This is a genomic window from Klebsiella sp. 141251, from assembly GCF_050600725.1.
GTDB classification, from domain to species: Bacteria; Pseudomonadota; Gammaproteobacteria; order Enterobacterales; family Enterobacteriaceae; genus Klebsiella; species Klebsiella aerogenes.
On the sequence record NZ_JAQIRG010000005.1, the window covers coordinates 260923 to 284891 of the forward strand.

Consider the following 23969-nt stretch of genomic DNA (forward strand, 5'->3'; position numbering starts at 1 on the left):
TCAGGCAGGCGCCCCCAGCGCCTGCGCCAGCAGAGTAATGGGATGTTCGCAGCGCTTGCTGGTGGACATCTCTATCTGCCATTTGCAGGTTTCGCAATCGGTAATCACTAAGTCCGCGCCGCTCTCCTCAATCTGGCGAAATAATGGTGCGCCAATCGCCTGCGCCGACGAATAGTTTTCCGACTTAAAGCCGAAGGTGCCGGCGATACCGCAGCACTGCGAATCCAGTACTTCCAGCTGTAGGCCCGGGATTTGGCGCAAAAGCTCAAGGGTGTATAGCGACCAGCCCATTTTTTCCATGTGACATGGAGTGTGATAGACCACCTTCAGCGGCAGCGGGCGCAATGGAAGGGTTTTGCCGGCATCGAGCTGTTTCCAAATCCAGCGGGTTGCTAACTCCACCCGATCCCGCAGATCGCTGTTATCGATATCCAGGAGATGGGGATATTCATCGCGCAGGGTAAAAGTACAGGTTGAAGAGGTGGCGATGATCGGCAAGGTGTTTTCGCGCATGGCGGCGACGTTGCTGTGCGCTTGCTTGCGCGCTTTGTCAAAAAAGCCGTTGGCGATAAGCGGGACGCCGCAGCATTTTTCTTTTGATAAGAGCTGCACGCCGGTACCCAGCGCGTTGACGACGCGAATCAGATCCTTACCCAATTGCGGGTGGTTATAGTTGACGTAGCAGCCATGGAAGAAAGCCACCTGCTCGCTGTACTGCGCCTGTGCGGCGGCGAGCTGGCGGTAAGCGCGGCGGAAGGTGCCGAAGCCATATTTTGGCAGCGTGCGGCGATGGTCGATTTTCAGCGCCGCATCGAGCAGGCGGCGCACCGGTTTTAAACCGGTCGTGGCGTTGACCAGCGGCGCAAAAGGCGTGGAAAGGGTACCCATCAGGTCGGTATGGCTGAGGATAGCATCGCGCAGGGTCGGTGTTTGCTGGCTGTACTGCGCACGCGCGCGTTGAATGATATCGCCGATTTTCACATCAGATGGACAGGCCACCTCGCAGCGTTTGCAATTAATACAATATTTCAGCGCGTCGTCGTACAGCGCGCCATCTTTCAGACGCAGACGTTCGCCGTCCGGCCCCGCCTGTTTCGGGCCAGGATAGCGCGGATTCACCCGGCTCACCGGGCAGGCGGTGGTACAGACCGTACATTTTATGCAGCTTTCAAAGCGGGTATCATTCATGGCCGGCCTCCTGCAAGGTCGTGGATCTGTCTGGCGGCATGCAGCGCGGTGACGGCGCAAACGCCGCCGCCGCAGCCGAGTTGAATGGCATCGAAACCGCCGAGCAGCGAGCCGATAGCGAAAAGATTACTCAGCGGCTGGCCGAGCAGGTGTGGGCGTAGCATGGGGTCCGTCTTCAAACCAAAGCGTTGCCACGGTTGTGACGCGAAGAAATCACGCTGATACCAGCTATCGCGCGCCAGAGTTTGCTGCAGATCGAGGCCGAGAATCGGTTCGCGCACGCTATCACGCGTGGCGACGAGACCGTTACTGAAAAAGCTACCGCTCGCCAGCACGGTAAAGCGCGGGCGCAGCGCGATATCGCCGTGATTTCGCGTCCATACGGCCTCGACGGCGCCCTGCTGATGGCTGATTTTCACCACTTCGTCACCGGCAAGCCAGGTACCGCCGGTGCGGATGAACTGACGCTGAAGCTGGCTATGCAGGCGCATCCCCGGCACCGAAGGCGGTAGCGTCGGCAGCAGACGCAGCGGGCAGGGCAGATGTTCCTGTAGCCAATGCCAGAGGCGATTATCCGCGAGCCCAAAACAGGCGGGCATCATCAGCAGCTCGTACTCTTGCGCCAGCGGCAGCAGCGCGGACTGCAGGGCAGGCCACAGGTTTTCATCATCAAGCACGCGGGCGATGTTGGCGGCACGGAACTCCGTAGGGTTATCGCGCAGCACATCAAGCAGCGGTAAATCAATCTCCGCGGCGGTGGCATTCACTCCGCTCTGCCCGAGGGCGGCGGCTGCCAGGTGCGGCTGAAAATCGGCAAAACCGCTAATTCCTACCAGGCATACCCGTTGCTGCGCGAAGGGCGCCAGCGGAACCTCTTCCGGCGACAGCCACGCCGGGCGCAACGTCCCCAGCGGCGTCACCCGCAGATGAGGTTGGTGCGCTTCGCCTTGCATGTTCGCGCCGCAAGCGGCCAGCAGCGTTTCGGTCTGCCTGGCGTATTCGAGCACCGCGTCTGCGCCGAGGCGGGAGTAAGGGTGTTCAGGAAGCTGAACGGCCAGTTGCTGAAGACCTTGTGCGACGTCTGTGACGGTATCACCGTTCGGCAGCGCCGAGAGCAGGTCTAACGAAGCAGAGGAAAAGTGCAGCGCGCTTTGCCCGCGGCTGATTATCACGCAGCGTAGGCCGTATTGATTCAGCGCCAGCCCGCACAGTAGACCGGCTAGTCCGCCGCCGACGATGGCGCAATCAAATTTCATCCTGATGCTCCTTTTGCAGTCCGCATAAGCCGAGGTAGACCCAGCGGGTAAATTCACTTTCGCGCAGCGCGTCGCCCCAGGCGATGGGCTGAACGCCCTTCCAGCGTTCATTAAGAAATTCCGACAGCTGAGTTAACGACTGCGCCGGTGTGGCGACGTTGAAGCGCTGTAGCAGCCCGGCGGCGCGGCAGGCGCACAGTTCCCCCTGGCAGGTGCCCATACCGACTCGGGTCCGGCGGCGCAGGTCGAGCAGATTCTTCACCGCCAGATTCTCTACCGCGTACTGCACTTCCCCGGCGGTGACCGCTTCACATTCACAGACCAGGCTACGGTGCTGGCGGCTGTCGCCGAGCCATGCCGGGGTGCGGTCGCCGTGGCGATAGACCGCCGACCCGCGCAGCGGTGTCGGTAGCGAGATAATCTTTTTCAGCGTGGTTTCTGTAGCTTCCTGCGAGCCCGGCAGCGGACGCTCCGCGGTGCGGCACGGCTCAGTATTGCCGAGTTTGCGGCAGACGGCGCCGCTGGCCCATTCCGCCATCAGACGGTAGGTCATCAACTTACCGCCGGTGATGGTGATAAAGCCTTCCATACCGTCGCGCTGGGCGTGGTCGAGCAGCACAATACCGCGGCTGACGCTGCGCCCGCTGGGGTCGTCATCGCTGGCGACCAGCGGCCGGACGCCGGAGTAAGCGCGTAGCACTCGGGTGCGCCCCATGATCGGCGCCAGTTTTTCACCTTCGCGCAGCAGCGTATCGACCTCTTCCGTCGTCACCCGGTTATCGTCAATTTCATCATAAGGAATATGCGTCGAGGTGGTGCCAATCAGCGAGATGGTATCGCCGGGCACCAGAATATCGGCATCCGCCGGCTTGCGGCAGCGGTTAATCACCTGGTTATTAATGCGGTGATCGAGGATCAGCAGCGAGCCTTTTGCCGGGAACATGGAGATGCGCAGATCGGCGTATTCCGCGATGCGTTGGCCCCAGATCCCGGCGGCGTTGACGACGACCTGTGCACGCATACTGCGCGCTTCGTGACGTTGATGATCGTAGATCTGTACGCCGTACACACGATCGCCCTGACGTAGCAGGCCGGTAACCTCGCAGCCGGTGAGGATCTGCGCGCCGTGTTCGCGGGCGTCGAGCATATTAGCGGCCGTCAGGCGGAACGGATCGACGGTGCCGTCCGGTACCTGTACGGCGCCAAGCAGCGTCGGGTTGACCGCGGGTTCCAGACGCAAAGCTTCAGCGGGGGTAAGCGGTTTGGCATCGATACCGGCCTGCTGACAGGCGTTGATAAAGGTTTGCTGCCAGGCGATGTCATCTTCGGGTAGGGTGATAAACAGCCCGTTGGTGGGTTCAATGCAGTGGCGGGCGATGCGGCGTAAAATGCGATTCTCGCTGATGCATTCGCGCGCGGATTCGCCATCGGTGACGGCATAGCGTGCGCCGCTGTGCAACAGACCATGGTTACGGCCGGTGGCGCCGGTGGCGATATCGTGCCGCTCAATCAACGCTACGCGTAACCCGCGCAGGGCGCAGTCGCGGGCGATTCCCGCGCCGGTGGCGCCGCCGCCAATAATCAGCGCATCAAATTCTTGCGTCTCGGCCATCTTCCGGTCCTCTACTTTCGTTTTACACCATTTAGCCATATCAAAAGTGTGGAATGTTTGATTTCGAGCATATTTGCGCGCAATTCGAGCGTTTGCTGTGATTTTGTGCTCACATTGGAAAATTTTGTCATATATCTGTAACAAAATGTGCGATATTTCACAGTATTAGTTCTACGCTTTGCCTACCATCGCGACCTAATTAGAAGTGCGTGAATAAATTAGATTTTTTGCGTCGATGTCAGTAAAACAGCAATGGCCACGGAGGCTGATATGTTAAGTATTTTTAAACCCGCAGCGCATAAAGCGCGTTTGCCGGCGGCGGAAATCGACCCGTTGTATCGTCGATTACGTTGGCAGATCTTTATTGGCATCTTCTTCGGTTATGCCGCTTACTATCTGGTTCGTAAGAACTTTGCGCTGGCGATGCCTTATCTGATTGAGCAGGGGTTCTCTCGTGGCGACCTCGGTTTCGCGCTTTCCGGTATCTCCATCGCCTACGGATTTTCGAAATTCATCATGGGATCGGTCTCCGACCGCTCGAATCCGCGCATTTTCCTGCCCGCAGGGTTAATTCTGGCGGCGCTGGTGATGCTGGTGATGGGCTTCGTGCCGTGGGCGACTTCCAGCATCATGATCATGTTCGTATTGCTGTTTCTTTGCGGATGGTTCCAGGGGATGGGCTGGCCGCCGTGTGGTCGTACCATGGTGCATTGGTGGTCGCAGAAAGAGCGCGGCGGGATTGTCTCAGTGTGGAACTGCGCGCATAACGTCGGCGGCGGTATTCCGCCGCTGCTGTTCCTGCTGGGGATGGCGTGGTTTAACGACTGGCACGCGGCGCTGTATATGCCCGCCTTCGGCGCGATTCTGCTGGCCATTTTTGCCTTCGCGATGATGCGAGATACCCCGCAGTCCTGCGGTCTGCCGCCGATCGAAGAGTATAAAAACGACTATCCGGATGACTATAGCGAAAAGCACGAAGAAGAGCTGACGGCGAAGCAGATCTTTATGCAGTACATTCTGCCAAACAAGCTGCTGTGGTACATCGCTATCGCTAACGTCTTCGTTTATCTGCTGCGCTACGGCATTCTGGACTGGTCGCCGACCTACCTGAAAGAGGTCAAACACTTCGCGCTGGATAAGTCCTCCTGGGCCTACTTCCTCTATGAGTACGCGGGGATCCCCGGCACCCTGCTGTGCGGCTGGATGTCGGACAAAGTATTTAAAGGCAACCGCGGCGCAACCGGCGTGTTCTTTATGACCCTGGTGACGATTGCCACTATCGTTTACTGGCTGAACCCTCCGGGTAATCCGGGCGTCGATATGGCCTGTATGATCGTCATTGGCTTCCTGATTTACGGCCCGGTGATGCTGATCGGTCTGCATGCGCTGGAACTGGCGCCGAAAAAAGCTGCCGGCACCGCTGCGGGCTTCACCGGTCTGTTCGGTTATCTCGGCGGTTCCGTAGCCGCGAGCGCCATTGTTGGCTATACCGTCGATTTCTTCGGCTGGGACGGCGGCTTCATGGTAATGATTGGCGGTAGCGTACTGGCGGTTCTGCTGCTGATTATCGTTATGCTTGGCGAGCGTCGTCATCATCAACAACTGAAACAAGCCTAAGGAGCGGCGATGAAAATGAAACTTACCGCGCTAATGAGCGGAATGATTTTGGCCAGTTCGGCGCTGTGCTTCAGCGCCGTCGCGGCAGAGAAAATTGTCATCGCCCACCGCGGCGCCAGCGGGTATCTGCCGGAACATACCCTGCCGGCGAAAGCGATGGCTTACGCTCAGGGGGCGGATTACCTTGAGCAAGACCTGGTGATGACCAAAGACGACCGGCTGGTGGTGTTGCATGACCACTATCTTGATCGGGTGACTGACGTAGCGCAGCGTTTCCCGCAGCGGGCGCGTAAAGATGGTCGTTTTTACGCTATTGACTTTACCCTGGCCGAGATTAAGTCGCTGAAGTTCACCGAAGGTTTTGAGCCGAAAGATGGTAAAAACGTGCAAACCTATCCCGGGCGTTTCCCGATGGGTAAATCCGATTTCCGTATTCATACCTTTGAAGAAGAGATTGAGTTTGTACAGGGGCTAAACCATTCGACGGGTAAAAATATCGGTATCTACCCGGAAATCAAAGCGCCGTGGTTCCACCATCAGGAAGGCAAAGATATTGCCGCCAGCACGCTGAAAGTGCTGAAGGAATATGGCTACACCAGCAAGCAGGATAAGGTTTATCTGCAGTGCTTTGACGCCAACGAGCTCAAACGCATTAAGAATGAGCTGGAGCCGAAGATGGGGATGGATCTCAATCTGGTGCAGCTCATCGCCTATACCGACTGGAATGAAACGCAGCAGAAACAGGCCGATGGTAAATGGGTGAACTACAGCTATGACTGGATGTTCAAGCCGGGGGCGATGGCGCAGATTGCGCAGTACGCCGACGGTATCGGCCCGGATTACCATATGCTGGTAGCGGAAGGCTCGAAGCCGGGCGCGGTGAAGCTGACGGCGATGGTAAAAGAGGCGCACGCCAGCCATCTGCAGGTACATCCGTACACCGTGCGCGCGGATCAGTTGCCGGAGTACGCCACTAACGTTAATCAGCTCTATGACGTGCTGTATAACCAGGCGGGCGTCGACGGCTTGTTTACCGATTTCCCGGATAAAGCGGCGCAGTTCCTGGACGCGAAATAAAACAAAAGGGCCGTAAGGCCCTTTTTTATGTTTTCCCCCTCTCCCTGTGGGAGAGGGCCGGGGTGAGGGCATCAGGCCGCACACATCGACAACACTACATCTCGATCTCAATATCGCCTTTCGCCCGGCAGCAGCAGGGCAAAATTTCTCCCGGCTGGATAAACGCCAGCGGTTCGGTCAGCCAGTCAACCTGGCCTGACACCAGACGCGTGCGGCAGGAACCGCAATAGCCTTCGCGGCACTGATACTCCACGTCGATGTTATGCGATTCAAGCGCGGCCAACAGGGAAGGATGTTCATCCTGACACTCAAGGCGAGTGTCAGAAATCCTCAAGAAAATCCGCTTCATTACAGCTGGAAGTTGCTCAGATCGTCAGCGTCGACTTCAGAATCGATCTGGCCGACGAGATAAGAGCTGACTTCCACTTCCTGCGGCGCGACCTGAACGTTGTCGGAAACCAGCCAGGTGTTGATCCATGGGATCGGGTTGGAGCGGGTCTGGAACGGTAGATCGAGGCCCACCGCCTGCATGCGGATATTGGTGATGTACTCGACGTACTGGCAGAGAATATCTTTGTTCAGGCCGATCATCGAGCCGTCGCGGAACAGATAGTCCGCCCACTCTTTTTCCTGCTGCGCCGCCAGCACGAACAGGTCATAGCACTCCTGTTTGCACTCTTCGGCGATTTCCGCCATTTCCGGATCGTCGCTGCCGGAGCGCAGCAGGTTCAGCATATGCTGAGTGCCGGTCAGGTGCAGCGCTTCATCACGGGCGATCAGGCGAATAATCTTGGCGTTGCCTTCCATCAGCTTGCGTTCGGCAAAGGCGAAGGAGCAGGCGAAGCTAACGTAGAAGCGGATCGCTTCCAGCGCGTTGACGCTCATCAGGCACAGATACAGTTTCTTTTTCAGCTCGCGCAGATTCACGGTCACGGTTTTGCCGTTGACGGTGTGGGTGCCTTCGCCCAGCAAATGCCAGTAGCTGGTCATTTCGATCAGCGAATCGTAATAGTGCGAGATGCCTTCCGCGCGTTTCTGGATCTGCTCATTGGTCACGATATCGTCGAACACCGTCGCCGGATCGTTGACGATGTTGCGAATAATATGGGTGTAAGAGCGCGAGTGGATCGTCTCGGAAAAGGCCCAGGTTTCCACCCAGGTTTCCAGTTCGGGGATGGAAATCAGCGGCAGCAGCGCGACGTTCGGGCTACGGCCCTGGATGGAGTCGAGCAACGTCTGATATTTCAGGTTGCTGATGAAAATATGCTTTTCATGTTCCGGCAGCGCCTGATAGTCGATGCGATCGCGCGAAACGTCGACTTCTTCCGGGCGCCAGAAGAAGGAAAGCTGCTTTTCAATCAGCTTTTCAAAGATGTCATATTTTTGCTGATCGTAGCGGGCCACGTTAACCGGCTGGCCAAAAAACATCGGCTCAAGCAGTTGATTGTTTTTCGTCTGTGAAAAAGTGGTGTATGCCATGAGTGGGTCCTGTTGAGATTGTATCGCCCGGCAACACTGCGTTTGCCGGGCCTACAAAACCGTAGGCCGGGTAGGCATCGCGCCACCCGGCAAAAATACCTTAGATCTTACATGCGCCGCTTTCGCAGCCGTCGTCCTGAATTGACGGCGCCAGGTCATCCTGGGCGTCTTCCGCGCCATCACGGGTGTTGTGATAGTACAGCGTTTTCACGCCGAATTTATAGGCGTTGAGCAGGTCTTTCAGCAACTGCTGCATCGGCACTTTTCCGGACGGGAAACGCGTCGGGTCGTAGTTGGTGTTGGCGGAAATCGACTGATCGATAAACTTCTGCATGATGCCGACCAGCTGCAGATAGCCGTCGTTATTCGGCATTTCCCACAGCAGTTCGTAGGCGTTCTGCAGATTTTCGTAATCCGGAACGACCTGGCGCAGGATCCCGTCTTTCGACGCTTTGATGCTCACGTGGCCGCGCGGCGGCTCAATGCCGTTGGTGGCGTTGGAGATCTGCGAAGAGGTCTCAGACGGCATCAATGCGGAGAGCGTGGAGTTACGCAGGCCGTGGGTTTTGATGGATTCGCGCAGCTGCTCCCAGTCGAAATGCAGGGATTCGCTCACGATCGCATCCAGGTCTTTCTTGTAGGTATCGATCGGCAGAATACCCTGCGCGTAGGTGGTTTCGTTGAACCACGGGCAGGCGCCTTGTTCGATAGCCAGTTCGTTGGAGGCCTTCAGCAGATAATACTGAATAGCTTCGAACGTTTTGTGCGTCAGATTGTTGGCGCTGCCGTCGGAGTAGCGTTTGCCATGTTTCGCCAGATAGTAAGCGAAGTTGATAACGCCGATGCCCAGCGTACGACGACCCATCGCGCCGCGTTTGGCCGCCGGGATTGGGTAATCCTGATAATCCAGCAACGCATCCAGGGCGCGCACCGCCAGCACCGCCAGATCTTCCAGCTCATCGAGGCTATCGATGGCGCCAAGGTTGAACGCCGACAGCGTGCACAGCGCGATTTCGCCGTTTTCGTCGTTCACATCGTCCAGCGGTTTGGTCGGCAGGGCGATTTCCAGGCACAGGTTAGACTGACGCACCGGCGCGACAACCGGGTCGAACGGGCTGTGGGTGTTGCAGTGGTCAACGTTCTGGATATAGATACGGCCGGTGGAGGCGCGTTCCTGCATCATCAGCGAGAACAGCTCAACGGCTTTAATACGCTGTTTGCGGATGCTGTCGTCTTTTTCGTATTTAGTATACAGACGTTCGAACTCGTCCTGATCGGCGAAGAACGCATCGTACAGGCCAGGAACGTCGGACGGGCTGAACAGGGTGATGTCCTCGCCTTTCAGCAGGCGGGTGTACATCAGCTTGTTGATCTGCACGCCGTAGTCCATGTGGCGAACGCGGTTGGCGTCGGTGCCGCGGTTGTTTTTCAACACCAGCAGGCTTTCGACTTCCAGATGCCACATTGGATAGAAGAGGGTGGCCGCGCCGCCGCGAACGCCGCCCTGCGAGCAGGATTTCACCGCGGTCTGGAAGTGCTTATAGAACGGGATGCAGCCGGTGTGGAAAGCTTCGCCGCCGCGGATCGGGCTACCCAGCGCGCGAATGCGGCCGGCGTTGATACCGATACCGGCGCGCTGGGAAACGTATTTCACAATCGCGCTGGAGGTGGCGTTGATCGAATCCAGGCTATCGCCGCACTCGATCAGCACGCAGGAGCTGAACTGACGAGTAGGGGTACGCACGCCGGACATGATCGGCGTCGGCAGCGAAATTTTAAAGGTGGACACCGCGTCATAGAAACGCTTGATGTAGTCCAGACGGGTCTCACGCGGATAGTTAGAGAACAGGCAAGCCGCGACCAGAATATAGAGGAACTGGGCGCTTTCATAGATTTCGCCGCTGACGCGGTTCTGCACCAGGTATTTACCTTCCAGCTGCTTAACGGCGGCATAGGAGAAGTTCATATCGCGCCAGTGGTCGATAAAACCGTCCATCTGCTGGAACTCTTCTTCCGTGTAGTCTTCCAGCAGATGATGATCGTATTTACCTTTTTCGACCATGTTCACCACATGGGTGTACAGCGCTGGCGGTTCAAACTGGCCAAACGCTTTTTTGCGCAGGTGGAAAATCGCCAGTCGCGCGGCGAGGTACTGGTAGTCAGGCGCATCGCGGGAGATCAGGTCCGCTGCGGCCTTAATAATGGTCTCATGGATGTCGGCGGTTTTGATGCCGTCATAGAACTGAATATGCGAACGCAGTTCTACCTGAGAAATCGAAACGTTATTCAGTCCTTCTGCCGCCCAATCTAGTACGCGATGGATTTTGTCGAGATTGATACGCTCGGTGCTACCGTCGCGCTTTGTCACCAGCAGACTCTGATTCATGTGGTTTTTACCTGTCCGTGAGAAAAAATATCCCCCCATTTATCCACAGCAAGTCGTTGTGACTAACTCTGTGGATAAATACTATATGTAGGGGGTTGTCGATAAAAAGAACGCTATATGGTGAGTTATTTTAGTAAGGATTCTTTTGAGTACAAGGGTTGATTTTGACGTTAATTTGAGGTTGCGCAGGCGTAATAATCGCTAAGTCCACGCCGTATAAGGCCTGGAGAAGAAGTCAATAAAACAGAAAAAAAAATCAAAATTTGATCGAGTGCTGATTTCTTCGTCGGAAGGGAAAATTGCGCAGCTTGATGCCGCGCAATCATCATCATAAAAACGTATGACGTTATGCTTTTTTCGCCGTTGTATGCAACATATAGTTAACATCAACCCCCGGCGCCAGCTTGAAGGTATTAGTGAGCGGATTGTAATGCAGGCCGGTAATGTGCTGCTCTTTCAGAGAAGTCTGATCGATCCAGCCGATGAGCTCCGCCGGCTTGATGAACTTCTTAACGTCATGCGTACCTTTTGGCACCATTTTCATCACGTATTCCGCGCCGACCACGGCCATCAGCCAGGCTTTGCCGTTGCGGTTAATGGTCGAGAAGAAGACCTGGCCGCCGGGCTTCACCAGCCGCGCGCAGGCATGCACGACCGACTGTGGATCAGGGACGTGCTCGAGCATCTCCATACAGGTGACGACGTCGTACTGTTGGGCGTGCTTCGCCGCGTGCTCTTCGACGGTCTCCTGCACATACTCCACCTGAACGCCGCTCTCCAGCGCGTGCAGTTTTGCGACCTGCAGCGGCTCGAAGCCCATGTCCAGACCGGTGACCGTCGCACCTTCGCGCGCCATGCTTTCGGCGAGGATGCCGCCGCCGCAGCCGACATCAAGCACTTTTTTGCCGAACAGGCCGCCGGAGCGTTCGGCAATATAGCCAAGGCGCAACGGGTTGATGCGATGCAGCGGTTTGAACTCGCCTTCTAAATCCCACCAGCGCGAGGCGACGGCTTCAAATTTGGCGATTTCATTGTGATCAACGTTGGGGGCCACCGACGGTTTTTCGGCATTCATGGGCGCTTTTACTCCTTTTCTGTTCTGACCTGCGAGTATATCAGCAGACTGCCACGAATAAACCGTATTGCTTTACCTCTATTACGACGGCTGTGTTATAATTTGCGACCTTTGAATCCGGGACACAGTAGAGGGATAGCGGTTAGATGAGCGACCTTGCGAGAGAAATTACACCGGTCAACATTGAGGAAGAGCTGAAAAGCTCGTATCTGGATTATGCGATGTCGGTCATTGTTGGCCGTGCGCTGCCGGATGTCCGAGATGGCCTGAAGCCGGTACACCGTCGCGTACTATACGCCATGAACGTATTGGGCAATGACTGGAACAAAGCCTATAAAAAATCAGCCCGTGTCGTTGGCGACGTAATCGGTAAATACCACCCGCATGGTGATACCGCCGTTTATGACACCATCGTACGTATGGCGCAGCCGTTCTCCTTGCGTTATATGCTGGTCGATGGCCAGGGTAACTTTGGTTCTGTCGATGGCGACTCCGCCGCAGCGATGCGTTATACGGAAATCCGTATGTCGAAGATCGCTCATGAGCTGATGGCCGATCTCGAAAAAGAGACGGTTGATTTCGTCGACAACTATGACGGCACGGAGAAAATCCCTGACGTCATGCCGACAAAAATCCCTAACCTGCTGGTGAACGGTTCTTCCGGTATCGCCGTAGGTATGGCGACCAACATTCCGCCGCATAACCTGACGGAAGTGATCAACGGCTGCCTGGCGTACGTTGATAACGAAGACATCAGCATTGAAGGGCTGATGGAACACATTCCGGGCCCGGACTTCCCGACCGCCGCTATCATTAACGGCCGTCGCGGTATTGAAGAGGCCTATCGTACCGGTCGCGGTAAAGTTTACATTCGCGCGCGCGCGGAAGTCGAAGCTGACGCGAAAACCGGTCGTGAAACCATTATCGTGCATGAAATTCCGTATCAGGTGAACAAAGCGCGCCTGATCGAGAAAATCGCCGAGCTGGTGAAAGAAAAACGCGTTGAAGGCATCAGCGCGCTGCGCGACGAATCTGACAAAGACGGTATGCGTATCGTTATCGAAGTGAAACGCGACGCGGTGGGTGAAGTGGTTCTTAACAACCTCTACTCCCAGACCCAACTGCAGGTTTCTTTCGGTATCAACATGGTTGCGCTGCACCACGGTCAGCCGAAGATCATGAACCTGAAAGACATCATTGCGGCGTTTGTTCGTCACCGCCGCGAAGTTGTCACTCGTCGTACTATTTTCGAACTGCGCAAAGCGCGCGACCGTGCGCATATCCTTGAAGCGCTGGCGATTGCGCTGGCTAACATCGATCCGATCATTGAACTGATTCGCCGCGCGCCGACGCCGGCGGAAGCAAAAGCGGGTTTAATCGCGCGTTCATGGGATCTGGGCAATGTCTCCGCGATGCTGGAGCGCGCCGGCGATAACGCCGCGCGTCCGGAGTGGCTGGAGCCGGAGTTCGGCGTGCGTGACGGCCAGTACTATCTGACCGAACAGCAGGCCCAGGCGATTCTGGATCTGCGTCTGCAGAAACTGACCGGTCTGGAGCATGAAAAACTGCTCGACGAGTACAAAGAGCTGCTGGATCAGATTGCCGAGCTGCTGCACATTCTGGGTAGCGCCGATCGTCTGATGGAAGTTATTCGCGAAGAGCTGGAGCTGGTTAAAGAACAGTTTGGCGATGCGCGTCGTACCGAAATCACCGCCAACAGCGCCGATATCAATATCGAAGACCTGATCAACCAGGAAGATGTTGTCGTGACCCTGTCGCACCAGGGCTATGTGAAATATCAGCCATTAACCGACTACGAAGCGCAGCGTCGTGGCGGTAAAGGCAAATCGGCAGCGCGTATTAAAGAAGAAGACTTTATCGACCGCCTGCTGGTGGCTAACACCCATGACACGATCCTCTGCTTCTCCAGCCGTGGTCGTTTGTACTGGATGAAGGTTTATCAGCTGCCGGAAGCCAGCCGCGGCGCGCGTGGTCGGCCGATCGTCAACCTGCTGCCGTTGGAAGCTGACGAGCGTATCACCGCTATCCTGCCGGTTCGTGAGTACGAAGAGGGCGTTAACGTCTTTATGGCGACCGCCAGCGGTACCGTGAAGAAAACGGCATTGACCGAGTTCAGCCGTCCGCGTTCTGCCGGTATCATTGCCGTCAATCTGAACGAAGGCGACGAACTGATCGGCGTCGATCTGACTTCTGGCCAGGACGAAGTGATGTTGTTCTCCGCCGCTGGTAAAGTGGTGCGCTTTAAAGAAGACGCCGTTCGCGCTATGGGGCGTACCGCAACCGGCGTACGCGGTATCAAGCTGGCAGGCGAAGATAGCGTTGTGTCGCTGATCATTCCTCGCGGCGAAGGCGCTATCCTGACCGTGACGCAAAACGGTTACGGCAAGCGTACTGCGGCAGCAGAGTATCCGACCAAGTCACGTGCGACGCAGGGCGTTATCTCTATTAAGGTCACCGAACGTAACGGTTCCGTGGTCGGCGCCGTGCAGGTCGATGATTGCGACCAGATCATGATGATCACCGATGCGGGCACCCTGGTGCGTACTCGCGTTTCTGAAGTGAGCATCGTGGGTCGTAATACTCAGGGCGTGATTCTGATCCGTACCGCGGAAGATGAAAATGTTGTTGGCCTGCAGCGCGTGGCTGAACCGGTTGACGACGAAGAACTGGATGCCATCGACGGCAGCGTAGCGGAAGGCGATGATGATATCGCGCCGGAAAACGATGCTGACGACGACATCGCCGAAGACGAAGAGTAATCGTCCCAGGTAAATGTTCTGAAAGGGCCGGGTATTATCCCGGCCCTTTTTGCATTAACATTGCGGCAGAGCCCATTTACCGCTACTTTAACCCCATTCTGTTGAGCCCCTGACGACCGAGCATTGCCCCATTGAAATATCTTGCCTCGTTTCATACGACCTTAAAGGTTTCTCGTTATCTGTTCAGAGCGCTGGCGGTTCTGCTATGGATGCTGATTGCTTTTGTCTCCGTGTTTTATATCGTTAACGCATTGCATGAACGGGAATCGGAAATTCGTCAGGAGCTGAATCTTAACGCCGACCAGGCGCAGCGCTATATCCAGCGGACTGCGGATGTCATTAAAGAGCTGAAGTACGTCGCAGGCAACCGCGCGGCGACCGGGAGCGAGGGCAGCGCGGCGCTGGCCAACAGCGGCAATATCACTATCCCCAATTTTGAACCGCTGTATCCGGATTCCGACTGCAGCGCAATGAGCGGCGCCTGGCGCAATTCGCTGCAATCGCTGGCGTGGTTCATGCGCTACTGGCGCGATAATTTCTCCGCCGCCTACGACCTGAACCGTATCTTTTTAATTGGCAGCGACAACCTCTGTATGGCTAACTTCGGCCTGCGCGATATGCCGCTGGAGCGCGATCAGGCGCTGAAGGTGCTGCATCAACGTATCGAACAATATCGCGATGCGCCGCAAAACGAGCGGGGCAATAACCTGTTCTGGATTAGCCAGGGCGTGCGTCCGGGCGTCGGCTATTTCTATGCCCTGACGCCAATCTATATGGCTAACCGCCTGCAGGCGATGCTCGGCGTCGAGCAGACTATCCGTATGGAGAGCTTCTTTACGCCAGGCAGCCTGCCGATGAGCGTGACGATCCTCGATGATAACGGCCAGCAGCTCATTTCCCTTGCCGGACCGGATAACAGCATTAAACCGGAAACCCGCTGGATGCAGGAGCGGATGTGGTTTGGCTACAGTTCTGGTTTCCGCGAACTGGTGCTGAAAAAGAGCCTGCTGCCGTCATCGCTGAGTATTGTCTATTCGGTTTCCGTCGATCAGGTGCTCGAGCGTATCAGGATGCTGATCCTCAACGCTATCGTGCTGAATATCCTGACTGGCGCGATCCTGTTCGCGCTGGCGCGCATGTATGAACGGCGGATATTTATTCCGGCGGAAAACGACGCCCAGCGTCTGGAAGAGCATGAGCAGTTCAACCGTAAAATCGTCGCCTCCGCGCCGGTAGGGATCTGTATTCTGCGTACCCAGGACGGCACTAACATACTCAGTAACGAACTGGCGCATAACTATCTGAATATGCTGACTCACGAAGACCGCCAGCGGCTCACGCAGATTATCTGCGGCCAGCAGGTCAACTTCGTCGACGTGTTAACCAGCAACAACACCAACCTGCAGATTAGCTTTGTACACTCGCGCTATCGTAATGAAAACGTAGCGATATGCGTGCTGGTGGATGTTTCCGCCCGTGTGAAAATGGAAGAGTCGCTGCAGGAGATGGCCCAGGCGGCGGAACAGGCCAGCCAGTCGAAATCGATGTTCCTCGCCACCGTTAGCCACGAGTTGCGTACGCCGCTGTACGGCATTATTGGCAACCTCGATCTGCTGCAGACCAAAGCGTTGCCGAAGGGAGTCGATCGGCTGGTGACGGCGATGAATAACTCCTCCAGCCTGCTATTGAAGATTATCAGCGATATTCTCGACTTCTCGAAGATTGAGTCAGAGCAGCTAAAAATCGAACCGCGAGAGTTCTCGCCACGCGAGGTCATGAATCATATTTCGGCGAACTATCTACCGCTGGTGGTGCGCAAACAGCTGGGGCTGTACTGTTTCATCGAGCCGGATGTCCCGCAAACGATGATCGGCGACCCGATGCGTCTGCAGCAGGTTATTTCCAACCTGCTGAGTAACGCTATTAAATTTACCGATACCGGCTGTATCGTGTTGCACGTCCAGCGCGCCGGCGACTATCTGCAAATTAGCGTACGTGACACCGGCGAGGGGATCCCGGCGAAAGAGGTTGTGCGCCTGTTCGACCCGTTCTTCCAGGTCGGTACCGGAGTACAGCGTAATTTCCAGGGCACCGGCTTGGGGCTGGCTATCTGTGAAAAACTTATCAGCATGATGGATGGCGACATTGCCGTGGAAACTGAACCCGGCATGGGAAGCCGTTTCACTATTCGTATTCCGCTATACGGCATGCAGCCGATGCCGCCGCTGCTGGCCGATCGGCACAGCAACAGCACCTGTTGGCTGGAGATTCATAACACGTCACTGGCGCTTTTTGTCGAATCGCTGCTGCAATATCATGGCCTGACGGTACGTCAATTTGCTGGTCAGACGCCGGCTGCCGACGATATTTTATTAACCGATGATGAAGGCTATGAGGGTTGGCCGGGAAGCGCTGCGGTAATCTTCTGCCGCCGCCATATCGGCATTCCTGTTGAGCGCGCGCCGGGAGAGTGGCTACATAGCGTTACCACGCCGCATGAGCTCCTGCCATTACTGGGGCGTCTGCTGCATCTGGCGCTGGCGGCGGAAGAGAATGGTCCGGCGCTATCGGCCCATGACGCGCCAACGGCCAGCAATGACGACATGATGATTCTGGTGGTCGACGATCATCCGATTAACCGCCGCCTGTTGGCCGATCAGCTTGGCTCGCTGGGTTATCAATGCGTAACGGCCAATGATGGCATCGATGCGCTTAACGTCCTCAGTAAACAGCATATTGATATTGTTCTCAGCGATGTGAACATGCCCAATATGGATGGTTACCGTCTGACGCAGCGGATCCGTCAGCTGGAGATGACGTTGCCGGTTATTGGCGTGACGGCTAACGCGCTGGCGGAAGAAAAACAGCGTTGTCTGGAATCGGGAATGGATAGCTGCCTGTCAAAACCGGTGACGCTGGATATCCTTAAGCACACGCTGGCCACCTATGCCGCACAGGTACGTAAAGCCAGAAAAACAAGCTGAGGCCGCACGGAATGGTGCTGAGAGCTCCCCGGCGCGCGATGCTCTCCGGGGCGGGAATAAAGTTTCAGAATGGCCCGGAAACGGCGGCTGGCCGCCATCCGGGAAAAGTGAATTACTCTTTATCCGTTGAGGTAAGAGAAACGGAAGAGAGGTAGTTCAGCAGTGCGATATCATTTTCGACACCCAGCTTCATCATTGCCGATTTCTTCTGGCTACTGATGGTTTTAATGCTGCGGTTCAGCTTTTTGGCGATCTCGGTGACCAGGAAGCCTTCAGCGAACAAACGCAGAACTTCACTCTCTTTCGGCGACAGGCGTTTGTCGCCATAACCGCCGGCGCTGATTTTTTCCAGCAGGCGGGAGACGCTTTCCGGAGTAAACTTTTTGCCTTTCTGCAGCGCGGCCAGCGCTTTCGGCAGATCGGTCGGCGCACCCTGCTTCAGTACGATCCCTTCAATATCGAGATCCAGTACTGCGCTGAGGATAGCCGGGTTGTTGTTCATGGTCAGAACGATAATCGACAGTTCAGGAAAATGGCGTTTGATGTATTTGATCAGGGTGATCCCATCGCCATATTTGTCGCCAGGCATCGACAAGTCGGTAATCAGGACGTGCGCGTCAAGTTTAGGAAGATTGTTAATCAGAGCTGTGGAATCTTCAAATTCGCCAACAACATTCACCCACTCGATCTGCTCAAGTGACTTACGAATGCCGAACAGTACGATCGGATGGTCATCGGCAATAATTACGTTCATATTGTTCATGTATTAGGCTACCTTGCTACAGCAAGCTCTTGACGTAACCGTCAATGTCGCTGATGTATTTTTCTATACCTTGAGCATCTCTTTCATGAATCAGATGCTCAAGCGCTTCACATAACTGCTTGCCGGGTATCAGATTAAGCATCGCAAACGCCCCTTTGAGGCGGTGAGCGGTCTGCGCCAGCGCAGCGAAATCGCTGATGGTTAATTCAGTATACAATCTCTGAACATCATCCGGAACAGTGTCGGCAAACAGCGCGTAATAACCGCTGGCATGGAGTTCAGCATTCCCTTCATTTCCAGTGGAGGTGGGCTGAATCTCTTCTTGCGCCAGCTGCTGCTCAATCAGCTGCAGGATAGCTTCCTGCATGGCAGTGCTGATATTAAAATTGACGCTCAACTGACCAGGGCCAATTTTGCGTATCCCAACCTCATCATCGCTTAAAAGCAAGCCTGAAGCAGTAAGATTAGACGGATTATCAGTTAAAAAGAGATCGTACTCTTGACTTGAGAGTCTTTCGTCCGGGGTGATGCAGCTCGCGCCCCAGCTCTCTAACTGGCGCGTCACGATGCGGCGTACTTCATTGGCGGTAATGTCAATCATTACGACTACATCGTCCAACAGGTGTTCGCCGGAGTCGCTCTCTTCCTCGCTTGCCGCCATTTTAAGGTGTAGCGAGTAGCGGGTGCCGAGCGATTCTCGCGCCTTAATATTAAGCTGCCCGCCAAGCTTGCGGGTTAAACGGTCGCATAACCAGAAGGTGAGGGCATTGGCCTTGCCGTACTGGTCGGCTTGCGTCTCGTTAAGGAACGGGAAGTGCATATTATCGATTTCATTAGCGCTTACGCCGTTGCCGGTATCAAGGATACGGAAAGTCAGCCGATCGTCGGCAGATTCATCTTTGCTCACCTCAAGGGTGATTTTACCGATAGAGGTAGTGGTGATCGCGTACTGAATCAGCAGTAATAGCGTGCGGCGCAGCGCGTCGCGATCGCCGTAGCGCTGCTCGTTGGCCGGCAGCGCGTTATTGATTAACAGCTGGAGTCCCTTGCGTTTTACCATTGGTAGGACTTCAGGAACTACTTCATCTATTAAGCCCTGAATGGAGAATAAGCCGGGTGTGGTTTTCCAGGCGTCGCTTTCCAGTAAGTTCGCCAACTGAATCTCATCGACCAGATGAACCAGTTCATCCGCGCGCTGCGCCAGTTTACGGCTCTCATTAATGCCGATGGCCGCCGCTTCATGCGCCAGCGCCTGCGCCGGTTCTTTCAGCGCGGCGCCGATGTTCTGCATAAAGGCGATACGCCCCTGCTGATTTTTTTCATACAGACGCTGGGCCTGTTTGAGCTTTTTGTTCACCAGTACTTCTCTGTCCTGGTCGCGAATAATCAGGATCTGCGTACGCGGAGCAACCTGGCTACGGTACTGGCGGATTTCATAAAGTTCATTATTGATCGTCGCCTGAATGACCCCTTGATGCTGATCGGCCATGTTGGTGATGTTCTGCAGGTTCAGATGAGGCAACAGATGATCGGCGATCGGGTTGCTGATAATAGTGCGATTGGCTTCCTGATCGTGCACCAACAGGCCCAGCGGCAGCAAAGAGACAATCTCTTCATTAATTGCGCGCTGAGCGCGAAGCTCGCTGTTGGCGGCGGTGGGTGCCGCGCTAACGCTGCCAGTATTACGGCGACCGCTATAGTGACGGAATGTGGTAAAGCCAAACAGGGTTAATGCCAGCAGACCAATGGTGAGCAGCAGCGGCAGTAAAATATTCTGCAGGGATTCCATCAGCAAAGTGCTGAACGGCACGACCCACACCAGCCGCATGCCGGTGGTATTGATGGCGGTAGTTATCTCAATACGCAGGCCATTGAAGCTGACGCTAACGTTATCAACGGCTTCTTTATCAGGGCTGTTGGCGGCATTCTGCGCCGGATCTGCCTCCAGACGGAAGCTGTCCAACGACATGCTCGGGGGGATGAGGTCGTTAATCGGTAAATCGAAGGCCACCACCGTTGCCAGGTGGCCCGGTTGGTTAAAGGTGGTACGCAGCGTGAAGTAGTGGCCATTTTGCCAGGTCAAATGGCGCAGCGAAGAAAAGGTTTCCCGTTCGTCCAGCGTATTTGCCTGCAGCAGCATTTCGGCGCGGCGGGATTCCACCACGCTGCTAATCGTCGATTCTTTAAAACTCGAAGACAGATCTTTCAGCGGCAGGGTAGAGACCAGAATCAAGCTGTTATCCAGCCCGTTCAGATAATACATCGACCAGGGGATGGTTTCCGCGCCCCATAGAATATCGAGGTAATTAGAAATTTTCTGCGTCATCTCAAGCGTCGAGCTGTCATGAGATCCGAAAATCAGCGCCTCGGTTTTGCGCCGAGGCTTTTCCAGATAGTAGACATCCTGCTTTAGCCGGGTTTCCTGCAGCCCATCGCTTGAAGTACTGGAACTGGTGGCTGCGATATTGTCGTAAATCTGCCAGGTGGCGTAACGCCAGGTATCGATGCGTTTGTGCAACGCGTGGCTGATATCAACCACCTGGTAACTTCTGTCTTTTAGCCACGTATTGACCGAGCTTTGGATCATCACGCCCATCGTCGCGAGCAAGACGATAACCATCAAAATGAAGAAGCGGGTGATGTTGCCTGGGATCAGGGAGAATTTTTTTTGGGTCATCGCGTAGCAGGGCTGCTCAGTAGTGTTTGTAAACAAGATGTTGCGCCATAGTGACGGGCAGCACAACGAATACTGGCTGGAAGTATAAAGGCTAAAACGGGAAATCCATACAACAGATTGACGCTGAGGGATCTTTTAATGCTGAGATTTGTCTCAAAACCATAGCGACGACGAATATGTACAGTGGAATTGATCTTGTACAATTAACTGGCATTTGTTGCAGATAAATAGCACGAAAAAACAAGAAATTGGCGAAATAGGCTAACTTTCATTCGGAATTGATTGATTAATAGTCGTTATTTTTTTATGCGATAGCACAGCATAATTAAAGATACGTAAAGAAGGGTAAAAAAAACCGGATGCGAGGCATCCGGTTGAAATAGGGGTAAACAGACATTCAGAACTGAATGACGGTAATAAATAAAGTTAATGATGATAGCGAGGATTATTTTAGTCTTCGGGGAAGATTTTGTTTTACCATTCAGTGCTATACATTTACCTGCTTTCAATAATTTGATTTTAAAGATAAATATTATTTTTTTGATTTTTGATGCTTATTTTGGCGACCATTATCGTGCCTGAAAAGTTCCTTGATATTTACAAACTGAAACATCTTGTGCGCATTTTGAAACACCTTAGAAGTTTTCGTATCATATTCTTGTTGGATTATTCTGCATTTTGCAGCACAATGAATACAGCCGACTGATTAGAAGGGTAATCAGTAAGCAGTGGCAATAATAAAAGGCATATAACAAACAGAGGGTTAATAACATGAAAGTTAAAGTACTGTCCCTCCTGGTACCAGCACTGCTGGTAGCGGGCGCAGCAAATGCGGCTGAAATTTATAACAAAGACGGCAACAAATTAGATCTGTACGGTAAAATTGATGGTCTGCACTACTTCTCTGACGACAAGAGCGTAGACGGCGACCAGACCTACATGCGTATCGGCGTGAAAGGCGAAACCCAGATCAACGACCAGCTGACCGGTTACGGCCAGTGGGAATACAACGTTCAGGCTAACAACACCGAAGGTTCTGACAAGCAGTCCTGGACCCGTCTGGCATTCGCTGGTCTGAAATTCGGCGACGCGGGTTCTTTCGACTACGGTCGTAACTACGGCGTTGTATACGACGTGACTTCCTGGACCGACGTTCTGCCGGAATTCGGCGGCGACACCTACGGTTCCGACAACTTCCTGCAGTCCCGTGCTAACGGCGTTGCTACCTACCGTAACTCTGACTTCTTCGGTCTGGTTGACGGCCTGAACTTTGCTCTGCAGTACCAGGGTAAAAACGGCAGCACCAGCGGTGAAGACATGACCAACAACGGTCGCGGCTTCCAGAAACAGAACGGCGAAGGCTACGGCACCTCCGTTACTTATGATATCTGGGACGGCATCAGCGCTGGTTTCGCGTACTCCCACTCTAAACGTACTGACGATCAGAACGTTAATGGTGTTATGGGTCACGGCGACGACGCTGAAACCTATACCGGTGGCCTGAAATACGACGCTAACAACGTATACCTGGCGACTCAGTACACCCAGACTTACAACGCAACTCGCACTGGCGACATCGGTTTTGCTGACAAAGCGCAGAACTTCGAAGTGGTTGCTCAGTACCAGTTCGATTTCGGCCTGCGTCCGTCCATCGCTTACCTGCAGTCTAAAGGTAAGGACCTGTCCATTCGTGGCACCGGTATCAACTATGGCGACCAGGATATCCTGAAATACGTTGACCTGGGCGCGACCTACTACTTCAACAAAAACATGTCCACCTACGTTGATTACAAAATCAACCTGCTGGACGACAACGACTTCACCCGCGCTGCCGGTATCTCTACCGACAACGTCGTTGCTCTGGGCCTGGTTTACCAGTTCTAAGCAAGCTGAAGTGTTGAAAAAGGCGCCTGTGGGCGCCTTTTTTTATGCCCGGTTTAACCTCGCTGGTATACTCTGGCTGCCTTTGTAACAGGAGCCCGTTTTCATGGATACCACCTTTTTCCGCGCCGCCTTTATCGGCCTCTGCGTTCTGCTTACCGGCTGTGATTCCGCGACCTCCCCGGCCACGCCAAAATCCGCCGCCACCGTGCTCGATGGCAAAACGATGGGGACCTATTGGCGCGTTAGCGTCGTCGGGTTGGATCCGGCGAAAGCCGAAGATTTACGCCATAAAGTTCAGGCGCAGCTCGATGGTGACGATCTGCTGCTTTCGACCTGGAAAAACGACTCCGCGCTGATGCGCTTCAATCATGCCGCCACTACCGAACCGTGGCCGGTGAACGAAGCGATGGCGGATATCGTCACTCTGTCGCTGCGTATTGGCGCAAAAACCGCCGGAGCGATGGATGTTACCGTCGGGCCGCTGGTCAATCTATGGGGATTTGGCCCGGATAAGCAACCGGTAAAAACGCCGACGGAGCAGCAAATCGCGGCGGCAAAAGCGCGTACCGGGCTGCAGCATCTGACGGTGATTAACCGCGCCGATCAACAGTATCTGCAAAAAGATATTGCCGATTTATTTGTCGATCTTTCCACGGTCGGCGAGGGCTATGCCGCCGATCATCTGGCGCGGCTGATGGAGCAGGAAGGAATTGCCCGCTATCTGGTATCGGTTGGCGGCGCGCTGGTCAGCCGCGGGATGAACGGCGACGATAAACCCTGGCGAGTGGCGATTCAAAAACCAACCGACCGCGAAAACGCCGTCCAGGCGATAGTCGATATCAACGGCCACGGCATCAGCACCTCCGGCAGCTATCGCAACTACTACGAGCTGGACGGCAAACGTATTTCTCACGTTATCGATCCGCAAACCGGGCACCCCATCAACCATAAGCTGGTTTCGGTGACGGTGATTGCGCCGACGGCGCTGGAAGCCGACGGTTGGGATACCGGGCTGATGGTATTAGGGCCGGAAAAAGCCCAACAGGTGGCACACGAGCAGGGGCTGGCGGTCTATATGATTGTCAAAGAGGGCGACGGCTTTAAGACCTGGATGTCGCCGCAGTTCCGCACCTTCCTGGTCGGCGAGCAGAATTAAAAAGCAAGAAGCGCAGTTTTTTAGATCGGAGCAAG

The 23969-nt window shown here is 54.9% G+C and carries 15 protein-coding genes; 6 read left to right on the forward strand and 9 right to left on the reverse strand.

Features of this window, described 5'->3' with window-relative positions; translation table 11 throughout:
* From glpC to glpA, 3 genes are read right to left on the reverse strand one after another with little or no spacing between them, the layout of a single operon-like run.
* Nucleotides 1–1188, reverse strand: coding sequence for an anaerobic glycerol-3-phosphate dehydrogenase subunit GlpC (gene glpC / locus PGR09_RS13795; protein WP_045391420.1), 1188 nt, complete (start codon nt 1186–1188; stop codon nt 1–3).
* Nucleotides 1185–2444, reverse strand: coding sequence for a glycerol-3-phosphate dehydrogenase subunit GlpB (gene glpB / locus PGR09_RS13800; protein WP_348876082.1), 1260 nt, complete (start codon nt 2442–2444; stop codon nt 1185–1187). The genes glpC and glpB overlap by 4 nt, the downstream gene beginning before the upstream one ends.
* Nucleotides 2434–4056 carry an anaerobic glycerol-3-phosphate dehydrogenase subunit A gene (glpA, locus tag PGR09_RS13805; protein WP_289578069.1) on the reverse strand — a complete coding sequence of 541 codons (1623 nt, stop codon included), beginning with the start codon at nt 4054–4056 and terminating at the stop codon, nt 2434–2436. The genes glpB and glpA overlap by 11 nt, the downstream gene beginning before the upstream one ends.
* Nucleotides 4057–4326: 270 nt before the next feature.
* Between glpA and glpT the strand changes: the two genes are divergently transcribed.
* A complete protein-coding gene (glpT, locus tag PGR09_RS13810; protein ID WP_015365615.1) occupies nt 4327–5673 on the forward strand; it encodes a glycerol-3-phosphate transporter in 1347 nt (448 codons plus the stop codon).
* Nucleotides 5674–5682: 9 nt separating this feature from the next.
* Nucleotides 5683–6750 carry a glycerophosphodiester phosphodiesterase gene (glpQ, locus tag PGR09_RS13815; protein WP_430916234.1) on the forward strand — a complete coding sequence of 356 codons (1068 nt, stop codon included), beginning with the start codon at nt 5683–5685 and terminating at the stop codon, nt 6748–6750.
* A 94-nt stretch (nt 6751–6844) separates the two neighbouring features.
* Here glpQ and yfaE read toward each other — a convergent pair whose 3' ends face one another.
* From yfaE to ubiG, 4 genes are all read right to left on the reverse strand, one after another.
* Complete coding sequence (gene yfaE, locus PGR09_RS13820; RefSeq protein ID WP_015365617.1) at nt 6845–7099, reverse strand: class I ribonucleotide reductase maintenance protein YfaE; 255 nt, start codon at nt 7097–7099, stop codon at nt 6845–6847.
* On the reverse strand, nt 7099–8229 hold the full coding sequence (gene nrdB, locus PGR09_RS13825; protein ID WP_015365618.1) for a class Ia ribonucleoside-diphosphate reductase subunit beta: 1131 nt from the start codon (nt 8227–8229) through the stop codon (nt 7099–7101). The genes yfaE and nrdB overlap by 1 nt, the downstream gene beginning before the upstream one ends.
* A 100-nt stretch (nt 8230–8329) precedes the next feature.
* Nucleotides 8330–10615 carry a class 1a ribonucleoside-diphosphate reductase subunit alpha gene (nrdA, locus tag PGR09_RS13830; RefSeq protein ID WP_015365619.1) on the reverse strand — a complete coding sequence of 762 codons (2286 nt, stop codon included), beginning with the start codon at nt 10613–10615 and terminating at the stop codon, nt 8330–8332.
* Nucleotides 10616–10961: 346 nt separating this feature from the next.
* Entirely contained in the window at nt 10962–11690 is a 729-nt protein-coding gene (gene ubiG / locus PGR09_RS13835) for a bifunctional 2-polyprenyl-6-hydroxyphenol methylase/3-demethylubiquinol 3-O-methyltransferase UbiG (RefSeq protein ID WP_045391407.1), read from the reverse strand.
* Between the two features lie 146 nt (nt 11691–11836).
* Here ubiG and gyrA point away from each other — a divergent pair, with 146 nt between their 5' ends.
* Both gyrA and rcsC read left to right on the forward strand, forming a co-directional pair.
* Nucleotides 11837–14470: a DNA topoisomerase (ATP-hydrolyzing) subunit A gene (gene gyrA, locus PGR09_RS13840; RefSeq protein WP_045391405.1), complete on the forward strand. Its 2634-nt coding sequence runs from the start codon at nt 11837–11839 to the stop codon at nt 14468–14470.
* 131 nt (nt 14471–14601) lie between these two features.
* Nucleotides 14602–17454 carry a two-component system sensor histidine kinase RcsC gene (gene rcsC / locus PGR09_RS13845; protein WP_430916235.1) on the forward strand — a complete coding sequence of 951 codons (2853 nt, stop codon included), beginning with the start codon at nt 14602–14604 and terminating at the stop codon, nt 17452–17454.
* A gap of 112 nt (nt 17455–17566) precedes the next feature.
* On the opposite strand, the gene rcsB is transcribed toward rcsC, so the two are convergent.
* Both rcsB and rcsD read right to left on the reverse strand, forming a co-directional pair.
* Nucleotides 17567–18217, reverse strand: a complete 651-nt coding sequence (rcsB, locus tag PGR09_RS13850) for a response regulator transcription factor RcsB (protein ID WP_015365624.1) — start codon at nt 18215–18217, stop codon at nt 17567–17569.
* A gap of 16 nt (nt 18218–18233) precedes the next feature.
* Entirely contained in the window at nt 18234–20894 is a 2661-nt protein-coding gene (gene rcsD / locus PGR09_RS13855) for a phosphotransferase RcsD (RefSeq protein WP_430916236.1), read from the reverse strand.
* 771 nt (nt 20895–21665) lie between these two features.
* On the opposite strand from rcsD, the gene PGR09_RS13860 reads away from it, so the two are divergent.
* On the forward strand, nt 21666–22778 hold the full coding sequence (locus tag PGR09_RS13860) for a porin OmpC (RefSeq protein ID WP_045391399.1): 1113 nt from the start codon (nt 21666–21668) through the stop codon (nt 22776–22778).
* Between the two features lie 103 nt (nt 22779–22881).
* On the forward strand, nt 22882–23934 hold the full coding sequence (apbE, locus tag PGR09_RS13865; protein WP_047078293.1) for an FAD:protein FMN transferase ApbE: 1053 nt from the start codon (nt 22882–22884) through the stop codon (nt 23932–23934).
* Nucleotides 23935–23969 lie beyond the last annotated feature (35 nt).